A 21,168-nucleotide genomic window follows, 5' to 3' on the forward strand; every position below is an offset into this window, starting at 1 on the left:
GGCCCATCACTTATCTTTCAAGACTTGCTTGCTGGAATTAGCACGGTGTTCCTGTTATAGAACCCGCTGCTGAGGTGTCATAGGGCCAGTCCCTCTACCTCTCTGGATAAGTAAATTGCTATATTATTATTTGGTTCAAATTGTATATTTCGAATTATAATTCTGAAAAAATGAAAAGTCAATCAAATTAGATATATTTAGAAAAATCAGTTTTCTGCGATGCTAGTTATTGAAATTACAATCTTTCGCTTATAATAAAAAGAAATTGTATTAAAGGAGTTATAAAATGGATTCCTTACTTCTTGCTACTATAGGATTACCATTAACCATCGTTATACTTGTCATCATCGGCTTCTATAAACTCTTTATTCAAAAGAAACGTATCACTTCTTTTTATAACTCCATTCGATAATATTACCGGACAAACAATTTCTGAATTTCACGAAGAACAGAAGGTATTAGTATCCGAGGATGAAGACGGAGATGGTAAGAAGAAAAAATAACCTTGCATGCGCAAGGTTATTTTTTCGTTTCTGCTTGAAAACGTTTATAGTATGTCGATGCTGTTGCAAAATTAATTTCTATATCACGAATCAACGATGAATCTTCTTCTTTAGCTAACTTCTGTAATTTTTTCATCGCTTGTTCTGATTCATTCAAGAAACCAACATATACCTCATGTTCTTTCTCTTTCGACTTTGGAACACGAATTTCTTTACGTATATGATCAATATCTTCTAACATGCTCGTCGTTACCTTTTGCACGTCTTCTTTATATGTAGCATTCGTTATTTCCTTACCGCCCTTTTCTTTTGCCACTTCAAATAACTGCAGTGCTTTATTAATTTCTTTATTTATTTTTATATCGTATTTTTCATGTACTGCAAGGTATTCTTTTATCTCTTCTTTTTGTTCAGTAGATTGCTCTACCTTTTCTTTCGGTTCTTTCGTATCTTTATTTCCATTACACCCTGCTAGAAGGAGCATACTTCCCATTACAGCAATACCCAAAACCTTCTTCATCTCTTCTTCTCCTTTTATCTACAGCTATTACTCATTATAGTTTATTTTATCTCCACTTGTTATTATACCGAGAACACCCTACTTTTTACACTTAAGACGATATCTTAATATACACACCAACATTTTTGTCACAGTATCGTCACTTTATCAATTTAGCCAAGAAGACTCCTTCCTCAAGGATCGTGAAGGACGTAGCCCAGCGAGTAGGTGGGAGATGAATTGGCTTCGAACAAGAGATGACAGGAAGTCATCTTAATCGTTCGACATATGTAAAGTATTACCAGGAAATTTGTAATAATCACTTCACTATCAATCGAATGTATGTTTGGTATATAATAGACATATATCGAAATGGAGGTGAAACGAAGGATGATTAATAAAGCGTATAAATTTCGTATCTATCCAAATAAAGCACAAGCGATCCTGATTAATAAAACGATTGGTTGTTCTCGTTTTGTATTCAATCACTTCCTATCTCTATGGGATAATGCATACAAAGAAACAGGAAAGGGTTTGACATATGGTACATGCTCTGCCAAACTTCCTGCCATGAAGAAAGAGTTTGTTTGGCTAAAAGAAGTGGATAGTATTGCTATTCAATCGTCTGTTCGCAACCTTGCGGATGCTTACACACGCTTTTTTAAAAAACAAAACAGTGCCCCGCGTTTCAAATCTAAAAAGAACAACGTACAATCTTATACCACAAAACAAACAAATGAAAACATTGTTGTTGTGGGAAACAAAATGAAATTGCCGAAACTAGGTCTTGTTCGATTTGCCAAAAGTCGTGAAGTAAAGGGACGTATTTTAAATGCTACGGTTAGACGGAACCCTTCTGGTAAATACTTTGTGTCCTTGTTAGTTAAAACAGAAGTGCAAGAACTTCCGAAAACACATTCTTATATTGGAATGGATGTAGGGTTAAAAGATTTCGCCATTTTGTCAGATGGAACAACCTATAAAAACCCTAAATTTTTTCGCTCATTGGAAGAGAAGTTGGCAAAAGCACAGCGTGTTCTTTCTAGAAGAATGAAAGGATCTTCTCGCTGGAATAAACAACGAGTAAGGGTAGCTAGAATTCATGAATACATAGCTAATGCTAGAAAAGATTACTTGGACAAAATCTCAACTGAAATCATCAAAAACCACGATGTTATCGGTATAGAAGATTTACAAGTATCGAATATGTTAAAAAATCATAAGTTAGCAAAAGCGATTAGTGAAGTATCTTGGTCACAATTTAGAACGTTGCTAGAATACAAGGCAAAATGGTATGGAAAACAAGTCATTCCGGTATCCAAAACATTTGCTTCAAGCCAATTATGTTCTTGTTGTGGGTATCAAAATAAAGACGTTAAGAATCTAAATCTTCGTGAATGGGATTGTCCTGAGTGCAATAGTCATCACGACAGAGATATTAACGCAAGTATCAATCTTAAAAATGAAGCTTTAAGGCTTCTAACCGTAGGAACTACGGGGATAGCCTAATGAATTAGAAGCCACTAGGCTTCTGTACTTAGGAATCTCCCACTTCAAACAGTCCGTAAGGACGTTAAGTGGTGAGTAGTTCAAGCAAATAACTTTTGCATCACCTTACGAAACTGTATGCGTTATTTCAAAAAATGAAAAAAGAGCTGATTCAAAAAATATTTGAATCAGCTCTTTTTTATTAAGCCTCTAAATTTTGTCTTTGTTGCAGTTCAAACTGCTTCTCACTTCTTCTGGCCATAAATAGATAACATAATACAGCACCAATTTCACAAAGCGCTATAACAACTCCCATCGGTAATGCGGTGTTGCTTCCACCAATACCTACTAGCGGTGCAACAAGTGCTCCTGAAATAAACTGTAATAAGCCTAATAAAGCTGATGCTGTTCCTGCAGCTTGTTTCTGATTTCTCATCGCTAATGAGAACCCAGTTGTTGATACAACCCCCACGCTTGACACGACAAGGAATAAGGAACATAAAACACCAATTAAACCTATTCCTAGTACGATTGTTAATAGTAAAGATAAACCACCAACAGCTGCAATAATAATACCGGAAACAAATAATGTCTTCTCATTCACTTTCCCCGCTAAACGGCCCGTAACCTGACTAGCAATAATAATACCGATACCATTAATCGCAAAGAATAAGCTAAATTGCTGTGGTGATGCTCCGTATATGTTCTGCAACACAAATGGTGATCCCGAAATGTACGCAAACATTGCCGCCGTTACTAACCCTTGTGACAATGCATATCCCATAAACAGACGATCCTTTAACAGTTTTCCGTACGTCGCCAATGTCCCTGACAAACCACCTGTTTCTCTTTCTTCAGGAGGTAATGTTTCACGTAATACGAAAGTAGCTGATATTAACATAAATACACTAATTGCTCCAAGAACGATGAAGACACCGCGCCATGTTGTAAATTGTAGCAATTGTCCTCCAATAATCGGTGCCAAAATAGGCGCCGCTCCGTTTACTAACATGAGCAGTGAGAAAAACTTCGTCATTTCAGAACCTGAATACATGTCACGTACCATTGCACGTGATATAACAATCCCAGCTGACCCTGAAGCTCCTTGTAAGAAGCGTAATAACACTAAACTCCAAATAGATGGCGCAATAGCACAAAGTAACGAAGAAGCAACATAAATAATAAGAGCAATAATAAGAGGTTTGCGCCTTCCGTAAATATCACTAATTGAACCGACAAACAACTGTCCTACTGATAGCCCAAGCAAACAAGCTGTCAATGTAAGCTGCGCAAGGGATGCACCCGTTTGTAAATCATCTGTTAATTTCGGTAACGAAGGCAAATACATATCAATAGATAATGGCCCGATCGCCGTAAGTGTCCCTAGTACAAGAATCATCCATAACCTGTTCATCTTTACAGGTTTATATATTTCGTGATTAACTTCATTCACTTTTTCAATTCACCCTTTCCGATACATACTAAATCGTAACAATTATAGTTACAACATAAACATACGTCAAGTATAGTGCATTTTCCTGTTTTATACTGTAAAAAAAAGCGATAGAATTTCTATCGCTTTACTTTTTCAAATTACTATTTGCAAATTTAGATACAGATGCCATTGTTTCTCCTGTGTCTAAATATGTGATTTGGATTGGATCCCCTACTTCTGTAAACATTGCATATGGGAATTTCTTCGCTGGTACCATAAATACTTTTTGCTCATTTTCTAATAGTACGTACACAATCGTATTTTCACCTGATTTTTCTTTATATACACGTTGTACAGTACCTTCTTTTTGTGCTTCTTTACCACTTGAAGTCGGTCTAAATGAATCTCCACTTCCACTCAACGCATTTTTATAATTCTCAAGCGCTTCTTTTTGTGTCGAACCTGTTGCAAATATTTTCGCATTAGAAGCATAGATAACCGTGTGAGCACGTACTAATCCTCCGTCATCAATAACAGGTACAATCCAAGAAGGTTTACCATACACGTTATAAATAACCGGCATCGTTCCGTGCCATTTCTCTCTCTTAAAAGAATTATCCACTACTTCCGAAGCAGCTGAACCATCCATAATTCCCTTTACTTCTTTTCCGTTATAGTAATACAACTTACCTGTACGCGCATCGATAAGCGAGTAACCTAACGCAGAATCTACTCCTTCTTTCGGAGAGGTGAAATCAGTAAAGTAATATAGCGTTCCATCCTTACCGAAGATTGGTGTAACTCCTTCTTTCGTTCCCCACTCAGTCGGAATCTTCATATCCGTTTGCGAGAATTTTGTATTCCAAAATCCATGAATATATTTACCAAAATACGTATTTAATGTAGATGCGGTCTCGTGATTTAACACACCATCAACAAATTTAGGCGCTTTTCCTTTATCGTATCTTTTCACTTCACCTGTTTGTGCATCTACTACTACAACACCCTCTACCTCAAATCCAGATCTTCCTGAAATAAATTCACCATACGTCATTGTATAATACGGTTTCCCTTGATCATCAACTTCGAATTTAGGCTTCCCTTTAAAAATTAAATCCGGTTCTGCTTTTCGAACGACACGTTCTAATTTATTACCAAAAAACATGCTCGGCACATATTTCATTTTATAACCGAGGTGCAGCTTCGCTTCCGCATCAGGATTCGTACCTGACATCGTTACATACCCTGGAATTGTCTCAGCCTTACGTGCTTTAAAAAATCCTGAAACTTCAATCGGTGCTACATATAAAGCCTCACCATTTACCATTTGTGGTGTTAATTCTCCCAGCTCAAAATAAGCTACTTTCGGAATATCCCCAAATACTTTTTTCATCTTATTCTCCGCTGTCTTTGGCGGCACTGTAAACGGCTGATCATTTTCAGTAAATGGCTCTGAAATATCTTTCTCTACTTTAACAACAGAATCATACTTCGTTTGCGTGATTACTATATCGTGTAAATAACCAAAATAACCGTAACTTGCGAGTAAAACAAACATTAGAAGTCCTTTTAATGTCCCTTCTAATTTCCCTATCTTCTCTTGTGAAAATAAAACAAGCCCAATTAAAATTGCTACTGCAACAGAATAATGAGTAAGAATCGAATCTGCTCGATCATCAATTAGCCAAAGATATTCATAGATTGCAATACCTATCCAAAATAAAATAGGAATAACTAAAATAGATGATTTCTTACCCCTTACAACCTTCCCAGCCTCTTTCTTATCCACTGCTCGCAGTTTACTACCGCTTCTTGTCCATGGAATTAAAAACAAAGTGAGAATAGCTAAAATTAAAAATTTCATCAAAGGCAATGTCCCCTTTTCTTTTGTTTTCCCCTTTAGTATAACAAATAAAGGGTATACAGGTAAAAATGGGAATGTTTATATTTTTTTACTACTTAATACAACTCCGCTCACTACATATAAGATAGATGCAATATAAAAAATGGTACCAATCGTAAAGAAATCTACTAAATATCCCGTTGCAATAATTGCTACTGCTCCTCCAATCGATGTCCACACATGATATTTTCCAATCTCATAACCAGCATTTTCTTGCACAACCTTTCGTGCTAACGATGTCTTCTCCGTATTACGCTGCACAGCCCCTAAAATACCCATTAGAATTTGAAGAATGTATACATGCCAGACTTCCGTGGCGATCGGAAAACAAAGCATTAATATCGCCATAGACCAAGCATATATAATTAATAATTTTTGATCGCCTACTCGATCAGACATCTTTCCTACTAACGGATATACAAGTGCTGAAGTTAAAGCAAATAAGCCATACGCCCAACCAAACTGTGAGAAACTATTTCCAACATTCCGAAGCAATAATATATAAAAGGGAAATACCATACTTCCCGCCATCATAATGATACTTTGTGAGGCTACAAATCTTCTATATGTCATTTCGTATACTCCCTATAAAATAAATTCACAAATCTCTCTTCTGGATCTACTTCCTTCTTCTTCTGAAGAAATTCTTCTATACGAGGATATGCTTTCTTTAGCTGTTCTTTCGTTGGGTAAGAATAATACGGTAAATAATAACTACCATTATGCTTTAAAGTAACATCGATCATCTTCCGAATGACACCTTCTGTTTTCTTTATCTCTCTCTCAGAGCGTCCCTGATTAATTAAAAGAACTAGTGCAAACATATCATCTTTCGCATAGGATAAAACTGCATTTTCATTCTTTTCCACGTAACGAATCGTAATGTTGAGCAAATTCAGCTCTTCTTTAGTTAATGTGTTACGTAAATCATCTATGTATTTTGTGAAAGAATCTACGGGCACAAAGTATTCTTGTAACACTTCTGTCCTATTCGGATTTTCATATTCCATAAAAGCACTATCTGACCTCATAACATTATTTCGCGTCTCATACTTTCCATCTGTACGTTCAAAATAATTTCTTTGTATATCCCAAAACGTATTCTTTCCCCAGTCGCTATAACGCGATAACCCAAGCAAAAATTTCGGTGCAGCTATAATATTTTCTTCCTTTAATTCACTGTACTCTTCCCTCATATTTTGATTTTGTGCCACTGTATAATCTGTCACATACATCTCTTTTAAAAATGAGTTTGGAGCAACAGAAATACGCGCTAAGTGCATACGAACATTTTCATCTTTTTTCACTTTTTCTTTGAAATAAGATGCGTATTCTTTATAATCTAGCATTCTTGTGTGCGTTTCATATAATTCATCATCCGTTAACTTTAACGTCACATCTAAAATAACACCAAATAACCCGTAACCACCAATGACATATGGAAATAACTCCGTATTCTCTTTTCTGCTTACATTGCGTACAGTACCATCTGCCATTAATAGTCGAAAGGATTCGACCGTATCAATCAATGCTTCATGACGAATATCACGCCCATGTACATTTACACTTAATGAACCACCAACAGTAAAAATATTTTGAGATTGCATCACTTGAACCGCAAGACCATATGGATTGATTTTCTTTTGAATGTCATTCCAGGTGACACCGCCTTGCACCCTAATCCTCTTCTTCTCCGCATCGAATTCTAATATTTTATTATACCCTTTCATATCAAGCATCGTACCGTTCGGATAATACGTCTGACCGCCTTGACTATGCTGCATACCCGCAATCGAAATTTTCTCTCCTGAAACTTTTGCATCTTGCACTAATTTTATTAACGAGTGCTCATCCGTAGCACTTTCAACACGTTTAATCTTTGTCGGGAGCAATTTACCGACATCACTCATCATAGGATGATCGAGTTGTTTTTTATACGTATGTACAGACGCCGCTAACAAAACGGTATACGCTACAATGACAACTACTATCTTTCTTTTTTTCAAATGACACTCTCCTTGTTTGAATTTCTTTCACTACATATTGTACATATTTTTCTAAGAAGAAAATATGTTAGTAACGAAAAAAGAGAGATACCCTTGCTCTTTTAGGCATCTCTCTTCAAATCAATTAATTCGTTACTGGCAACTGTATGGGATCAAATTTTTCATATGATGTATATTTTATATCCGTCATAATTTTTGCTTTCTCCTTACTATTTCTACTCACAACTATATCCAATTTTAATGATTCATATTTAAAATCTTTTGTGATCATATATTCTGCATCTATCTCTTCTACCTTTGCATTTTGTGCTTCTAATGCTTTCTTCTGCGTTTCACCTATACTACCTAAAATACTCTCTGCATCTTTTCCTTTTAACCTGACCTTTAATTTATATTTGTCTCCACTTTTTTCCATCTTCATTTTTTGTACAATTTCTGGTGGGATTTCTACATTCTCTTTCACACTCTTGGCTGCATTCATCCCACTAATATTTAATTTCTCTTCTGGTATAGATATAACTTCACCTGTATTAGGATTCTTCACTTGACCAACAATTTTATCATTTACACCATAAATGATAATATCCGTACCCGAAACATTCATTTCAGCACGAGAACTCTTTGTTTTCAGCTCTATTTGTATTTTAGCCTTCATTATACTCAGTTCTTGTCCATCAGCCTTTATGTCCATATCCTGCATCACCGTTACATACTCTTCATTTTTTAAGTTCTCATACGCCTTATTAAAAACATCTTTTGCGGCTAAATCCTTCTCTTTCTTTACTGATGCCGTTTTGGGTTCACCCGTCTTCGATACTTTATCACTACTACACCCTACCCCTAAACCAATTGTAAGTAATAAACTAGAAGCTACTATAATTTTCTTCATAAAAATCCCCCTTTACCAAATAATACCACTTTTTTATCTTTTAAATCTATATGATTTCCAATGTCCTTATTTAAATTCAACTCTAAATAACAACATGTTTGATGAAAGGTTTAAATATGATGTAAATAAAAACAACGAAATTCGGGAGGTTATTATGAAAGCAATGATTTGCACAAAATATGGACCACCTAACGTTCTCCAGCTTCAAAATATAGAGAAACCTACACCTAAAAAGAACGAAGTATTAATTAAAATTCATGCAACAAGTGTATCGACTGGAGATTGTAGAATACGCGGCTTTAATAGTCCCCTCTTATTTTGGATTCCTATGCGGATCATATTAGGTTTCAGAAAACCGAGAAAACCTATACTCGGCGTAGAATTAGCTGGAGAAATTGAGGAAATTGGAACAGATGTAACCCAATTTAAAAAAGGAGATCCAATTTTTGCATTAACAGAACTAAACCTTGGTGGTTATGCCGAATACACATGTGTACATGAAAGTGGATTAATAGCATTAAAACCTACCAATGTGACGTATGAAGAAGCGGCAGTTATTTCTTTTGGCGGAACTTCAGCATTACATTTCCTGAGAAAGGGCCGTATAAAAAAAGGGCAACAAGTGCTCATATATGGTGCCTCTGGATCAGTAGGAACAGCTGCCGTACAACTTGCTAAATATTTTGGTGCGACCGTTACGGCTGTTTGTAGTCATTCAAATTTTGAACTCGTGCAATCTTTAGGAGCTGATAAAATAATTGATTATACAAAAGAAGATTTTACTAAGCGGGGTGAACGCTACAATATTATATTTGATGCAGTTGGAAAACATAAAAAATCCCTTTGTGAAAAGGCATTAACACCTAATGGGAAATATGTATCTGTGAATGGAATGATGGCAAAAGTAAGTAAAGAAGATATGATTCTACTAAAAAAACTAACTGAAGCAGAACATTTAAAGCCTGTTATTGATAGAACTTACCGATTAGAAGAAATTGCTGAAGCTCATATATATGTAGAAAAAGGGCATAAAAAAGGAAATGTTTCGATTACCTTAAAATAAAATATATTCAGAAAATAACATTGACAATTCTTTTTGTAAGATTTACTATTAGTACCATATTAAAAAAACTACATACACATACTCTTATCAAGAGTGGCGGAGGGACTGGCCCGATGATGCCCGGCAACCGAGCTTATGACGTATAAGCTAAGGTGCTAATTCCTGCAAAACGAGTTTTCGTTTTGGAAGATAAGAGAGGAACCTATTTTGTCTATTCGGCACCTCTCTTATTTTTGAGAGGTGCCTTTTATTTTGGAACGTATATGAAGGGGGAACTATAGATGAAAAAAGTATTATTGAGCATTGTAAGTGGAGCGGTATTATTATTAGGCGCATGTAGTGGGGGTTCAGATAAAGAAGTAAAAGCGTTAGATGAGAAAAAGATTACTGTCGGTGTAACAGGCGGTCCGCATGAACAAATTTTTGAAAAGGTAAAAGAAGTTGCCGCAAAAGACGGTCTCGAAATTGATGTAAAAGTATTTAATGATTATGTAGCACCAAACGTATCCCTAGATGAAAAAAGCCTCGATGTAAATAGCTATCAAACGAAATCATATTTAGACGTATTTAAAGCTGAACGTAATATGAAATTAACTGAAGTATTTTCAACAGTAACATTCCCTATGGGTGTATATTCGAAAAGCTTAAAAGATGTAAAGGATTTAAAAGAGGGCGACGCAATTGCTGTACCAAATGATCCAACAAATGAACTTCGAGCTTTAAAGCTATTTGAAAAAGCCGGTGTTTTAAAAGTAGATCCAAAGGCTACAGAAAAAGCGACTGCGAAAGATGTAATTGAAAATCCAAAAAACTTAAAGATTGTTGAATTAGAGGCATCTCAATTACCGACACAACTAAGTGAAGTAAAAGCAGCTGCGATTAATACAAACTTTGCATTAGGTGCAAAATTAAGCCCTGCGAAAGATTCTATCTTCCGTGAAGGAAAAGATTCACCATATGTGAACTGGGTCGTTGTTCGTACTGAAAATAAAGATGATGCTGTTGTAAATAAATTAAAGAAAGCTTATCAATCTAAAGAAGTGAAAGAATTTATCAAGAAAAAATTTGATGGTTCTGTTTTACCGTCTTGGTAGGAGCTGACGATAATGATTGAATTAAAAAATGTATCCAAAGTATTCACAACAAAAAAAGGGAATGTGGAAGCTCTTAAACCTACCTCCCTTCAAGTAAAAAAGGGCGAAGTATTTGGAATCATTGGATATAGTGGTGCTGGTAAAAGTACATTAATTCGATGTGTAAATTTATTAGAAAAGCCAACGACAGGAAATATCATTGTAAACAACCAAGACTTAACAACTTTATCAGCAAAAGAACTCGCAAAAGCGCGACAAAAAATCGGAATGATCTTTCAAGGATTCAATTTACTTAAAACCGTGACAGTTTATGAAAATATCGCATTACCTTTACGCCTTGCTGGCATTCCCAAAGTAGAAATTGAAAAAAGGGTAGAAAAATACTTACGTATTGTCGATCTTTTCAATCGAAAAGATGCCTATCCGAGTGAACTTTCTGGTGGCCAAAAGCAGCGTGTTGCCATTGCACGCGCACTATCACACGAACCTGAAGTGTTATTAAGCGACGAAGCAACAAGCGCTTTAGATCCGGAAACAACTGATTCTATCCTTGACTTATTATTAAAAATCAATGAAGAAATCGGGATCACAATTTTATTAATTACACATGAAATGAATGTCATCCAGCGTATATGTGACCGAGTTGCTGTTATGGAACATGGAGCAGTAATCGAAAGTGGAACTGTGAAAGATATTTTCACCAACCCACAACATATAACAACGAAGAAATTCGTAAATAGTGCATTTGCAGCTAGAATTCCAGAAGAGGTACAAAAAGAACTACAAAGAACCGGAGAAATCGTAACACTTTCATTTATAGGAACTTCTTCTGGCGAACCAGCGTTAGCTATTGCTACAAAACGTTTTCAAGTGTATCCAAATATTTTATCCGGTAACATTACACAGTTAAAACATGAAGCATATGGGAAACTGGTCATTCATATGCAGGGTGAAAAAAATGAAGTAGACCGCGCTTTATCATTTTTACAAGAACAAGGGATCGTCGTAGAAGGAGGTAGAACAGATTATGGGAAACAAGTCCTTTTTGGATGAATGGGGTAAAGTCATATGGGAAGCAACCATTCAAACATTTCAAATGACATCTATTTCACTATTCATCTCTATCCTTATTGCATTACCACTTGGCGTCACACTTGTTTTAACGAGACCTGGTGGGCAGCACGAAAATAAAATCATTTATCCGATTCTTAATACAATTATTAATATCATTCGCTCTCTTCCATTTATCATTCTATTATTCTTCATTTTACCTTTTACAAAGTTTCTAATGGGAACATCCATTGGCGTGCAAGGTGTCATTGTACCACTTGTCGTATTCACAGCACCTTACATTGCACGATTAATGGAGACAGCTTTATTAGAGGTGGACCGTGGTGTTATTGAAGCTTACCAAGCAATGGGCATTTCTACTATAAAAATTATTTGGCACGTTATGGTGAAAGAAGCTCGTCCCTCCCTTGTACTTGGCTTAACAATTGCAACAATCGGCTTAATCGGTGCAACAGCAATGGCTGGACTTGTAGGGGCTGGCGGGCTAGGGGACTTAGCATATCGATTCGGACACTTACGCTACGAACCTGAAGTAATGTATGCAACCGTCTTTATTTTAATTATCCTCGTTCAAGGGTTACAGTCTTTAGGGAATGGTGTTGCACGAAGATTGAAGAAAGATTAAAAAAGAAGGTATCTCACCAAAATGAGATACCTTCTTTTTATCCCGCATTAACGGGCGGTAAGACCCTCGCCTCAAAATTCAGCGGGAGCAAAGAAGTTAGGTGGGGGATCAACTGCCCTTAAAAGTCCGATTGGTGAAGGCTAATAATCAGTGGGGGATGAAAAAACCCCCCACTAATTAAAGTTTCACTTTATCTTTTAAATCCGCCTTCTGAATGAATAACTTGTCCTGTAATCCATTTTGCTTCTTCACTTACTAAAAACTTAATAAGCCTCGCTGCATCCTTTGGCTCACCAATTCTGCCGAAAGGAAACATTGGTTTTAATCCTTGCTTTATCTCTTCAGTCATCCACCCTGTACTAGTTGGACCTGGATTAATTGCATTCACTGTTATTCCTAAATGGGCTACTTCCGCTGACAACGTACTAGTAAGAGCGTCAATAGCTCCCTTCGTTGTTGCATACGCCAGTTCTCCAGCCATAGGCCCTTGAAATTGACCTGAAGTCATATTCACAATTCTACCACCAGATTTCTTATCAAATCCTCGGGCAAATTGGCTACTTAACAATGTAGCCGCACGAATATTTACCATGTAATGCTTATCCAATTCTTCAGCAGTCAAATTAGAGAAATCATTATTTGTAGAATACGCTGCATTATTAATTAATATATGAGGGTATCCTAGTTGTTCAGTAACTTTATTTATAAGCTCTTTCGGTGCATCATTCCGAGTTAAATCTAACTCCATGCTCGATACTTTCACACCGTTTTTTAGTAACTCTTTTTTTAATTGTATTTGTTCACTTTGATCGACGCCCCAAGGCATCTCTTTATCGTAAGCTGTCCAATACGTAAAAAATATATCGTATCCTGCTTCAGCTAACTCTTTACAAATCGCTGCGCCTATACCATCTAAACGACTTACACCTGTAACAATTGCTACTTTATGTTTTAATTGATTCATCATATACTCCTCCAATTTTAAAGGACGCATATTTTATATAAGAGATATAAATTTCCCCACATAGGTATCTATCCTTACAAAGGGGATGTACAAGCCAAATATGCAGTCCTTGAATGATTTACAGATAGCTAAATAACCCCTCACTTATGAGAGAAAAATTCATCTATCTAATTTCTAATCATTACAAGTTCGTACACATATTGAATCCTTGTCTCCTTTTCATATATCTCTATTTTTATTATAGCAATATGACAAAACATTTTAAATAATATAAAAGAAAATACAACAGAAAAACAGGCAATGGGAAAAATACTGCCCATCGCCTGTTTTTAATTGGAATACCTAATATATAACTTTCGTCTTAACGGTTTAATTTTTATCCTTCTTATATACCATGTAACTAGGCTCATTATAAACCCACTCATCTGTACCAATTCTTAGCCAGCCATTCTTTTCTTCGTATACTGTAGCTTTTTCACCTTTGCTTGCTTTTCTAACAACAGAGTAGCTAGCACCTGCTCCGCTGCGAACATTTACCCCAATTCCATTAATTTCAACTGTACCAATTCCTTTTTGAACACTACCAGTTTCAATTACTTGAAGCATGTTTAAAATGAATGCTGCTGTTTCACCACGAGTCGTCGTTCCTTTAGGCACATACAGATTATCTCCCATACCTTTTACAATACCCAAACCGTATAATCTTTGTACTGCTTCTTTATAGATAATTTGATCTTTATCTGCAAATGGTAAGTTTGCCAATGGTCCATTTATTTTTTTATACTGTAAAGCTTTATTTACAATAACTGCAGCTTCTTCTCTTGTAATAGGTGTGTTAGGGTCAAAATTACCGTCTCCTCTACCAGAAATGATGCCTGCACTTGCAGTACGTTTAATACCATCTCGTAAAGTTGGATGTACATCATTTAAATCTTTAAACGTTGCATCTCCAGCTGGAAGACTTAGAGAATTAGAGATTAATTGAGCAAACTCAGCTCTTGTTACAGATCTATTAGGCGCAAAAATACCGTTTCCTTCTCCGACCATAATACCTCTTCTATTCAAATCACGAATAGCTGGCTCATACCAACCTCCTGTTATATCGTCTGTTGGTTGATAAAATTTATTATAATACCCTTCAACACCATTTACGAATGGAACCCATTGTCCACTGTTAATCATAATAGCAGGACAGTTTTTACCACTCCATTTTTGATGTTTTACGACATTATTTAATGGTACACCTGTTTCTTTCATTAAATAAGCTGCAAGTTTCTTAGCGTTATCTACTGCCTTATTATAGTCACCATCACTGTTAACTGCAATTTCAATGGCAATAGATTCTCTATTACCTGGTCCATCACCGTCTCCTGCGTGCCATCCGTTTTCGTTTAATGGTAAGTGTTGATAAATCTCTTTATCATCTACTGTAAAGTGCCATGATGCAGCTCGATCTGTTTGTCCTACTGCTTGGTTATATAAGTATTGAGCGTGGTTTTTAGCTCCTGCTCCTACACTTTTATTGTCAGTCTCGTGAATTGTAATATACTTTGGAATCATGTGGTTTTGAGGACGAATATTCTCATTACCAGTCGGAACAATCCATTCAGTAAATGGAACGCCATTTATAGTACTAGAAACTTTAGGTGCTGAAAAAGAAAGACTACGTTTTGTTCTATTTGAATTGTTAGGAACCGTTAATGTACCTGTTTCTTCATACATACCTTCTGAACCTTGAAGACTGTCCACTTTCTTATTATCGACAGTACCTCCACCACGTCCATCTACTCCTTGAAAACTTTCTTCAATGCTTTTTAAAGCTTGTTCGTCTGATACCTGAAGTTGACCTGTTTCACCTTGTTCCAGGGCACTTATAGATTGATAGTTATTTACTGATTGTTGTTCCTCTGCGAACGATACCACAGATGAAGATAATACCGTTAATCCTGCTGTTAATGCTACTACCTTTTTATGAAATGTAATACTCATGTTTAATTTGATATATCTCGCTATTTTAGATATATCTTCCTCCTTTAATAGACTTATAAAAATTAGCGAAAAAAACCTTTAAAATACCCTTTTGAATGTCGAAAACAATACTTAACATTTTACTCGATATCCCGTTTGTTTTCTATGAAATCTCTAAATTCTTTAAAAATCCTGACAACAAATAAAAAAGAATTCCTATTTTTAGAAATCCTTTTTTGCTACACCTCTAGGTATGATTTTACTAATATGCTAGATATTAATTAATTTTACATAGTATTACAGTTCTTAACTAGGTTAATCAAACCAATATGAATAACTCTAAATAACAATTATAAAAAAGAGCATGTTTCAAAAAGATTAATTAAAACATACTCTTACTTTTTCCAAATTTAGACCTTTAGCGAACCACGAAATCCTCTAGCAGCATAGTATGAATCTGCTCCATTGTGATACACGAAAACGTGTCCGAAGCGATAATCGCAAAATAGAGCACCGCCGAGTTCTCGAATATCTGAAGGTGTTTGTACCCAGCTTGATGATTTCATGTCGAAATTCCCGAGCTGGTGCAACTCTCGATATTGTTCTTCCGTTAATAATTCAATGCCCATAGCAGTTGCCACATCAATAACATTATTTTCTGGTTTATGTTTTTTTCTTGACTCTAATGCTTCAAGATCATAACAAAGACTTCTGCGACCTTTAGGACTCTCCTTTGAACAATCATAGAAAGTATACTCGTCCTTCTCCTCATCATAACCAACAACATCCGGCTCACCGCCAGTTACTTCCATTTCATTAATTGACCATAGTTTTTCAGTATTAGTAGCCAGCTTCGCTTCAACTTTAGCCCATTCAAGACCTTCATGGCGGTTCATGTTTTTCTCAAAACGGGCTTGTAATACTTTTAATAGTTCTTCGCGTTGTTCTGCAGATAACTCATTTTTATTCTCTGTCATATTAATCCTCCGTATTGCATTTGCTTACAATTGTTTAAGTATATGCTTTATAATAAATCGTTTCAATAATTGTTCGAACACCGTTTATATTTACAATAAATTATATAATTTATTAAGTCTCTTTTTCAACAATCTGACCCGATTGCAAAATGAAAAATCCCTGTGCGCTTATCTATTATATAGTACTAAAATCTTCCATACTATCCCCAAGAATATAGTGTGAAAACCACATCAAGTTCTGCCTCATAATAGCTACTCTCATTCCTGGCTGATCCGAGCTATATGCCATTCCTTTAAATATAATTAATTCTGTATCAACTTCCATATCCTTTAATCCTTGATGTAGTTCATATGCATTTGTAATTGGAATTCTTGCATCCTTTTCGCCATGTTGAATTAAGGTGGGCGTACAAGCTGATTTAATATATGTCATTGGTGATGTCTTCTTATATATCTCTGGATCATTCCATGGAGTATTTCCTAAATACATTCTAATAAAGTAAGGGATATCTGTATTTACATAATGGGTACTCAAGTTAGTAATTCCACCTCCAACTGAAATAGCTTTAAATCTACTACTAAATGTAGAACAGAAAGCTGATATATATCCTCCGTTACTCCATCCCATAACTCCTACTCTATCTTTATCTACAATCCCTTTTTCAACTAGTTCATCCACTCCAGATATAATATCATCATAATCAGCAAATCCTTGTTTTCTATAGTTTGCTTTTAAAAATTCATTACCATAACCAGAACTTCCTCTATAGTTTGGTTCTAAAACGATAAAGCCTTTTTCAACAAACTGTTCAATCGGATATTTCTCATTGAAGCAGTCTGAAAATATCGGAAAGGACGCCCAATTCGGACCACCATGGATTACTACTAATAAGGGATGTTTTTTATTTGCCTCAAACTCTACTGGGGTTGATAAAACACCTTCTATTTCAAGACCATCACTACTTCTCCATGAGATGATTTCCCTGTTACTTTTAAGCCTGCCTTTGAAAAAGCTATTTTCATTTGTTATTTTTTTATCATCCAAATAGATTTCAAAGGTTTCATTTGTTATAGCCTTAGTATATGTTATATGATTTCCATCCCTTGTTATAGAGGCATCCATTATAAATCCTTCTACTGTTTCGCTTAACATTTCCACAGTTCCATCCTCACATAGCAATCCAATACGGTAATTTGTTTTATCCTGCCACCTAATTAAAATCCCTTTAGCCGTCCACTGTAATGGCATAACCGTACTATCAAAATTTGTTAGAGGTTGAATTACCTCTCCCGTATTCATATCATATATCTCTAATGTACTATCTTGTATATAATTCCTATAGTAATCCTTCTCTCTTATGCTTGCTGCGTAACATATTTTATCGCCCTCGGGAGAAAAGCAGACGCTTGCTCCTAACAACTTATCCATATTCATTTTTTGTAGTTCTCCAGCTTCAACATCTAATATGTAGAGCTCACCATTCATATAATCGTTTAGGCTTGGTGTAGCCATACATACAACCTTTTTCCCATCATTTGAAATATCAAAGTTATGTATATAAAACTCCTTACCGTCCGTTAGTTGATAAACACTGCTAACCTTCCGTTCCCCTTTATCATTTTGTATCACTTTTTCTATTTCAACGTAGTATAAACAATTATTCCGATGTTCCTTACCTACATGGTGGAAATCTCCATATCGTTCCTTATGCTTCTTTATTTTCTCACATTCTTTTGACTGTGCAACATAATAAAAACCTTTACCCGTGGGATTCCATTTAAATGTACTGACACCTTCTTCCTCATCAGTCATTTGAACCTCACTACAACCATCTATTGATTTAACAAAGATCTGATTTGTATTAGCTCCGTCACTGCCTGGGCTAAGGTATGCAATAGTCTTAGAATCTGGAGACCATAATGGATGTGTACTATCTATATCCCCATTTGTTAGTGGATAACCCTGCCCTTTATCTTTCTCATATATCCATACATGATTTCTATACGTATTGTCATCCCAGTTAGCTGTCTTTTTTACAAATGCTACGTTTTTTCCATCATCACTTATATTTGCACTGGATACGACCGGTGATGAAATAATCTCTTCTATACTTAAATATGTTTTTGCTTTCACTTTCATTAATAAGCCCCCCTTGTAATGACCATGAATCTATCGTCTCTTCTCTTTATAATAAAGAGAATTGTTCACACATACTTAAAATGATAGCTGAAAATTCAAATAAATCAAAGTAGTTCTATTCCAACTCCAATAAAGTAAAACCTTCATTAGTAGGGTGCTAGCCACTTACCAATTTTAGATGTTCTTTTTCAATACAAAAATACCCCTTTAGATACAATATCTAAAGGGGTACCGATTCATTTATTTATTAACCTACCAATCTCCTACTCAACCGTAACAGACTTAGCTAAGTTACGTGGCTTATCAACGTCACACTCGCGATGAAGTGCTGCGTAGTATGAGATAAGTTGTAATGGAATAACTGCTACTAGTGGTGCTAGTGTTTCGTGTACAGCTGGTAATACGAAGCTGTCACCTTCCATTTCTAAGCCTTTCATTGAGATGATACATGGATTAGCTCCGCGTGCTACTACTTCTTTCACGTTACCACGAATTCCAAGGTTTACGTGCTTTTGTGTAGCAAGTGCGATAACTGGTGTGCCATTTTCGATTAAGGCGATTGTACCGTGTTTTAACTCTCCTCCAGCAAATCCTTCTGCTTGGATGTAAGAGATTTCTTTTAGCTTTAACGCACCTTCTAATCCTACGTAGAAGTCTACGCTACGTCCGATGAAGAAACAGTTACGAGTTGTTGCTAAAAATTTCTTTGCTAATGCGTCCATTTCTTCTTTTTGATCACAAAGTACTACCATTGCGTTTGCTACAAGTCCTAGTTCGTGTGTTAAGTCAAAATCAAGAACTTCACCTTTTGCTTTAGCAATATCAGCTGCTAAAATTGAAAGTACTGCAAGCTGTGCTGTGTAAGCTTTCGTTGATGCCACTGCAATTTCTGGTCCCGCGTATAACGGAAGTGTATAATCAGCTTCACGAGAAAGCGTAGAACCAGGTACGTTTGTAATTGTTAATGCTTTATGACCCATTTCATTTGTTTGTACAAGTACTGCACGGCTATCAGCTGTTTCACCACTTTGTGAAATGTAAATGAAGAATGGTCTTTCTGTTAATAATGGCATGTTATAAGAGAATTCACTTGCTACATGCACTTCAACTGGCATTTTTGCAAACTTCTCGATAAATTGTTTTCCAACAAGACCTGCATGATAACTTGTTCCACATGCAATGATGTAAATGCGATCACTATCTAAAATTGCGTTACGGATATCTTCATTCAATTCAATCTCGCCATTTTCATCTTGGTACTTTTGAATAATATTACGGATTACAAGTGGTTGCTCGTCGATTTCTTTAAGCATGAAATGAGGATACGTTCCTTTTTCAATATCACTTGCGTCTAATTCCGCTGTAAACGGTGCACGTTCAATCGTTTCACCTTGTAAGTTTTTAATTGTAATACTTTCTTTCGTTACAATTACGATTTCTTTATCCATTAATTCGATAAATTGATCTGTAACTTGTAACATCGCCATAGCGTCGCTCGCCACAACATTAAAGTTGTCACCAACACCTACTAATAGCGGGCTTTTGTTTTTAGCAACATAAATCATGTTTGGATTTTCAGCATCAAGTAATCCGATTGCATAAGAGCCATGTAAAAGAGATAGCGTATTACGGAACGCTTCTTCTACACTTAGTCCTGTGCTCACTTGTTGTTCCATAAGCTGTACGATAACCTCTGTATCTGTTTCACTTACGAACGTTACATCTTGTAAATATTCCTTTTTCACTAACTCATAGTTTTCAATTACACCATTATGAACTAGCGTAAAGCGTTTTGATGTACTTTGATGCGGATGCGCGTTTACTTTGCTTGGAACACCATGTGTAGCCCAGCGTGTGTGACCGATTCCCACGCTTGCTGCTACGTTCTCATCTACGATTTCGCGGAGTTTTGCAATACGACCTTTTTCTTTGTATACAACAACACCGTTCTCTGCTTGTACTGCAATACCTGCTGAATCATATCCACGATATTCTAGCTTTTCTAAACCTTTTAATAAAATTTCCTTTGCATCTTGCTCTCCAATAAATCCTACGATTCCACACATGTTTAGTCGCCGTTACAAATGCTTACATTGCTCTGCGAACATGTAACGACATAGTCCGATACCATTTTTATTTATACTAAAAAACGGATTACATATTGCTAGCCCTGTAAGCTTGTAACGGCTTTCACCTTCCTCTCGATTGGGTTTAAGTCCGTATATACTTATACAGCTAGTTTTCATCCGTTCCTTTTCTCTCATCACACTTTCACCTTTGTCCACTAAGTCACCTTAATGATTTAAGTAAAAGCTTGCGGTTGTGATGAACAACCGAGAGTCATCCGCCGAAATCTCGATAAACTCCACCTCGTCAACTACACTACTTGTAGTTCTGGCGCTTCTATAATTTACAATATTTCCTTTGAGAAAAAGAACAAGACCATCTTATAACAAACATGGATAAACCGTCAATGAAATTTTTTTCATCGTCTATAAAACATATGAAAAAGGAGCACTTATTGTGCTCCTTTTCAATAAATT

At 35.9% G+C, this 21,168-nt stretch carries 17 protein-coding genes, 1 pseudogene and 2 riboswitches; of the genes and pseudogenes, 6 read left to right on the plus strand and 12 right to left on the minus strand.

Annotation, left to right across the window (positions count from 1 at the left end):
• Positions 1-7: 7 nt before the first annotated feature.
• A riboswitch (SAM riboswitch) is annotated at positions 8-113 on the minus strand.
• A 173-nt stretch (positions 114-286) separates the two neighbouring features.
• A pseudogene (locus tag QCI44_RS27300) lies at positions 287-503 on the plus strand (DUF3951 domain-containing protein).
• Positions 504-519: 16 nt separating this feature from the next.
• Here QCI44_RS27300 and QCI44_RS27305 read toward each other — a convergent pair.
• Positions 520-1,023 carry a lipoprotein gene (locus QCI44_RS27305; RefSeq protein ID WP_016089642.1) on the minus strand — a complete coding sequence of 168 codons (504 nt, stop codon included), beginning with the start codon at positions 1,021-1,023 and terminating at the stop codon, positions 520-522.
• Between the two features lie 369 nt (positions 1,024-1,392).
• Here QCI44_RS27305 and tnpB point away from each other — a divergent pair, with 369 nt between their 5' ends.
• Positions 1,393-2,511 (plus strand): IS200/IS605 family element RNA-guided endonuclease TnpB, encoded by a 1,119-nt coding sequence (tnpB, locus tag QCI44_RS27310; RefSeq protein WP_353811513.1) that lies wholly within the window; start codon positions 1,393-1,395, stop codon positions 2,509-2,511.
• 181 nt (positions 2,512-2,692) lie between these two features.
• Here the strand turns inward: tnpB and QCI44_RS27315 are convergent, their stop codons facing one another.
• The 5 genes from QCI44_RS27315 to QCI44_RS27335 form a co-directional block, all read right to left on the minus strand.
• Positions 2,693-3,952, minus strand: a complete 1,260-nt coding sequence (locus QCI44_RS27315; RefSeq protein WP_116329624.1) for a multidrug effflux MFS transporter — start codon at positions 3,950-3,952, stop codon at positions 2,693-2,695.
• Positions 3,953-4,070: 118 nt separating this feature from the next.
• Positions 4,071-5,789 carry a DUF3981 domain-containing protein gene (locus QCI44_RS27320; protein ID WP_088083160.1) on the minus strand — a complete coding sequence of 573 codons (1,719 nt, stop codon included), beginning with the start codon at positions 5,787-5,789 and terminating at the stop codon, positions 4,071-4,073.
• 78 nt (positions 5,790-5,867) lie between these two features.
• Positions 5,868-6,401 (minus strand): MFS transporter, encoded by a 534-nt coding sequence (locus QCI44_RS27325; RefSeq protein WP_016089645.1) that lies wholly within the window; start codon positions 6,399-6,401, stop codon positions 5,868-5,870.
• Positions 6,398-7,834 (minus strand): FAD-binding oxidoreductase, encoded by a 1,437-nt coding sequence (locus QCI44_RS27330; protein ID WP_088083159.1) that lies wholly within the window; start codon positions 7,832-7,834, stop codon positions 6,398-6,400. Before QCI44_RS27330 ends, QCI44_RS27325 begins: the two co-directional genes overlap by 4 nt.
• Before the next feature lie 124 nt (positions 7,835-7,958).
• Positions 7,959-8,723, minus strand: coding sequence for a hypothetical protein (locus QCI44_RS27335; protein ID WP_016089647.1), 765 nt, complete (start codon positions 8,721-8,723; stop codon positions 7,959-7,961).
• A 154-nt stretch (positions 8,724-8,877) separates the two neighbouring features.
• On the opposite strand from QCI44_RS27335, the gene QCI44_RS27340 reads away from it, so the two are divergent.
• From QCI44_RS27340 to QCI44_RS27355, 4 genes are all read left to right on the plus strand, one after another.
• A complete protein-coding gene (locus QCI44_RS27340; protein ID WP_088083158.1) occupies positions 8,878-9,786 on the plus strand; it encodes an NAD(P)-dependent alcohol dehydrogenase in 909 nt (302 codons plus the stop codon).
• Positions 9,787-9,867: 81 nt separating this feature from the next.
• Positions 9,868-9,982, plus strand: a riboswitch (SAM riboswitch).
• Positions 9,983-10,067: 85 nt separating this feature from the next.
• On the plus strand, positions 10,068-10,880 hold the full coding sequence (locus tag QCI44_RS27345; protein WP_116363776.1) for a MetQ/NlpA family ABC transporter substrate-binding protein: 813 nt from the start codon (positions 10,068-10,070) through the stop codon (positions 10,878-10,880).
• Between the two features lie 12 nt (positions 10,881-10,892).
• Positions 10,893-11,933 carry a methionine ABC transporter ATP-binding protein gene (locus QCI44_RS27350; protein WP_088083156.1) on the plus strand — a complete coding sequence of 347 codons (1,041 nt, stop codon included), beginning with the start codon at positions 10,893-10,895 and terminating at the stop codon, positions 11,931-11,933.
• Positions 11,908-12,576, plus strand: a complete 669-nt coding sequence (locus tag QCI44_RS27355) for a methionine ABC transporter permease (RefSeq protein WP_016089651.1) — start codon at positions 11,908-11,910, stop codon at positions 12,574-12,576. Before QCI44_RS27350 ends, QCI44_RS27355 begins: the two co-directional genes overlap by 26 nt.
• Positions 12,577-12,766: 190 nt before the next feature.
• On the opposite strand, the gene QCI44_RS27360 is transcribed toward QCI44_RS27355, so the two are convergent.
• The 6 genes from QCI44_RS27360 to QCI44_RS27385 all read right to left on the minus strand — a co-directional run bounded on the left by QCI44_RS27360 (position 12,767) and on the right by QCI44_RS27385 (position 20,889).
• Positions 12,767-13,543: an SDR family oxidoreductase gene (locus QCI44_RS27360; protein ID WP_016089652.1), complete on the minus strand. Its 777-nt coding sequence runs from the start codon at positions 13,541-13,543 to the stop codon at positions 12,767-12,769.
• Between the two features lie 366 nt (positions 13,544-13,909).
• Positions 13,910-15,529, minus strand: coding sequence for an S-layer homology domain-containing protein (locus QCI44_RS27365; protein WP_088083155.1), 1,620 nt, complete (start codon positions 15,527-15,529; stop codon positions 13,910-13,912).
• 389 nt (positions 15,530-15,918) lie between these two features.
• A complete protein-coding gene (locus QCI44_RS27370) occupies positions 15,919-16,485 on the minus strand; it encodes a DUF4256 domain-containing protein (RefSeq protein ID WP_016089654.1) in 567 nt (188 codons plus the stop codon).
• Positions 16,486-16,660: 175 nt separating this feature from the next.
• Complete coding sequence (locus tag QCI44_RS27375; RefSeq protein WP_088083154.1) at positions 16,661-18,625, minus strand: S9 family peptidase; 1,965 nt, start codon at positions 18,623-18,625, stop codon at positions 16,661-16,663.
• Positions 18,626-18,888: 263 nt separating this feature from the next.
• Entirely contained in the window at positions 18,889-20,691 is a 1,803-nt protein-coding gene (glmS, locus tag QCI44_RS27380) for a glutamine--fructose-6-phosphate transaminase (isomerizing) (protein WP_016089656.1), read from the minus strand.
• A 12-nt stretch (positions 20,692-20,703) separates the two neighbouring features.
• Positions 20,704-20,889 carry a hypothetical protein gene (locus QCI44_RS27385; RefSeq protein ID WP_033659100.1) on the minus strand — a complete coding sequence of 62 codons (186 nt, stop codon included), beginning with the start codon at positions 20,887-20,889 and terminating at the stop codon, positions 20,704-20,706.
• Between the last annotated feature and the right edge of the window lie 279 nt (positions 20,890-21,168).

The organism is Bacillus cereus group sp. RP37 (assembly GCF_040459695.1).
Lineage (GTDB): Bacteria > Bacillota > Bacilli > Bacillales > Bacillaceae_G > Bacillus_A.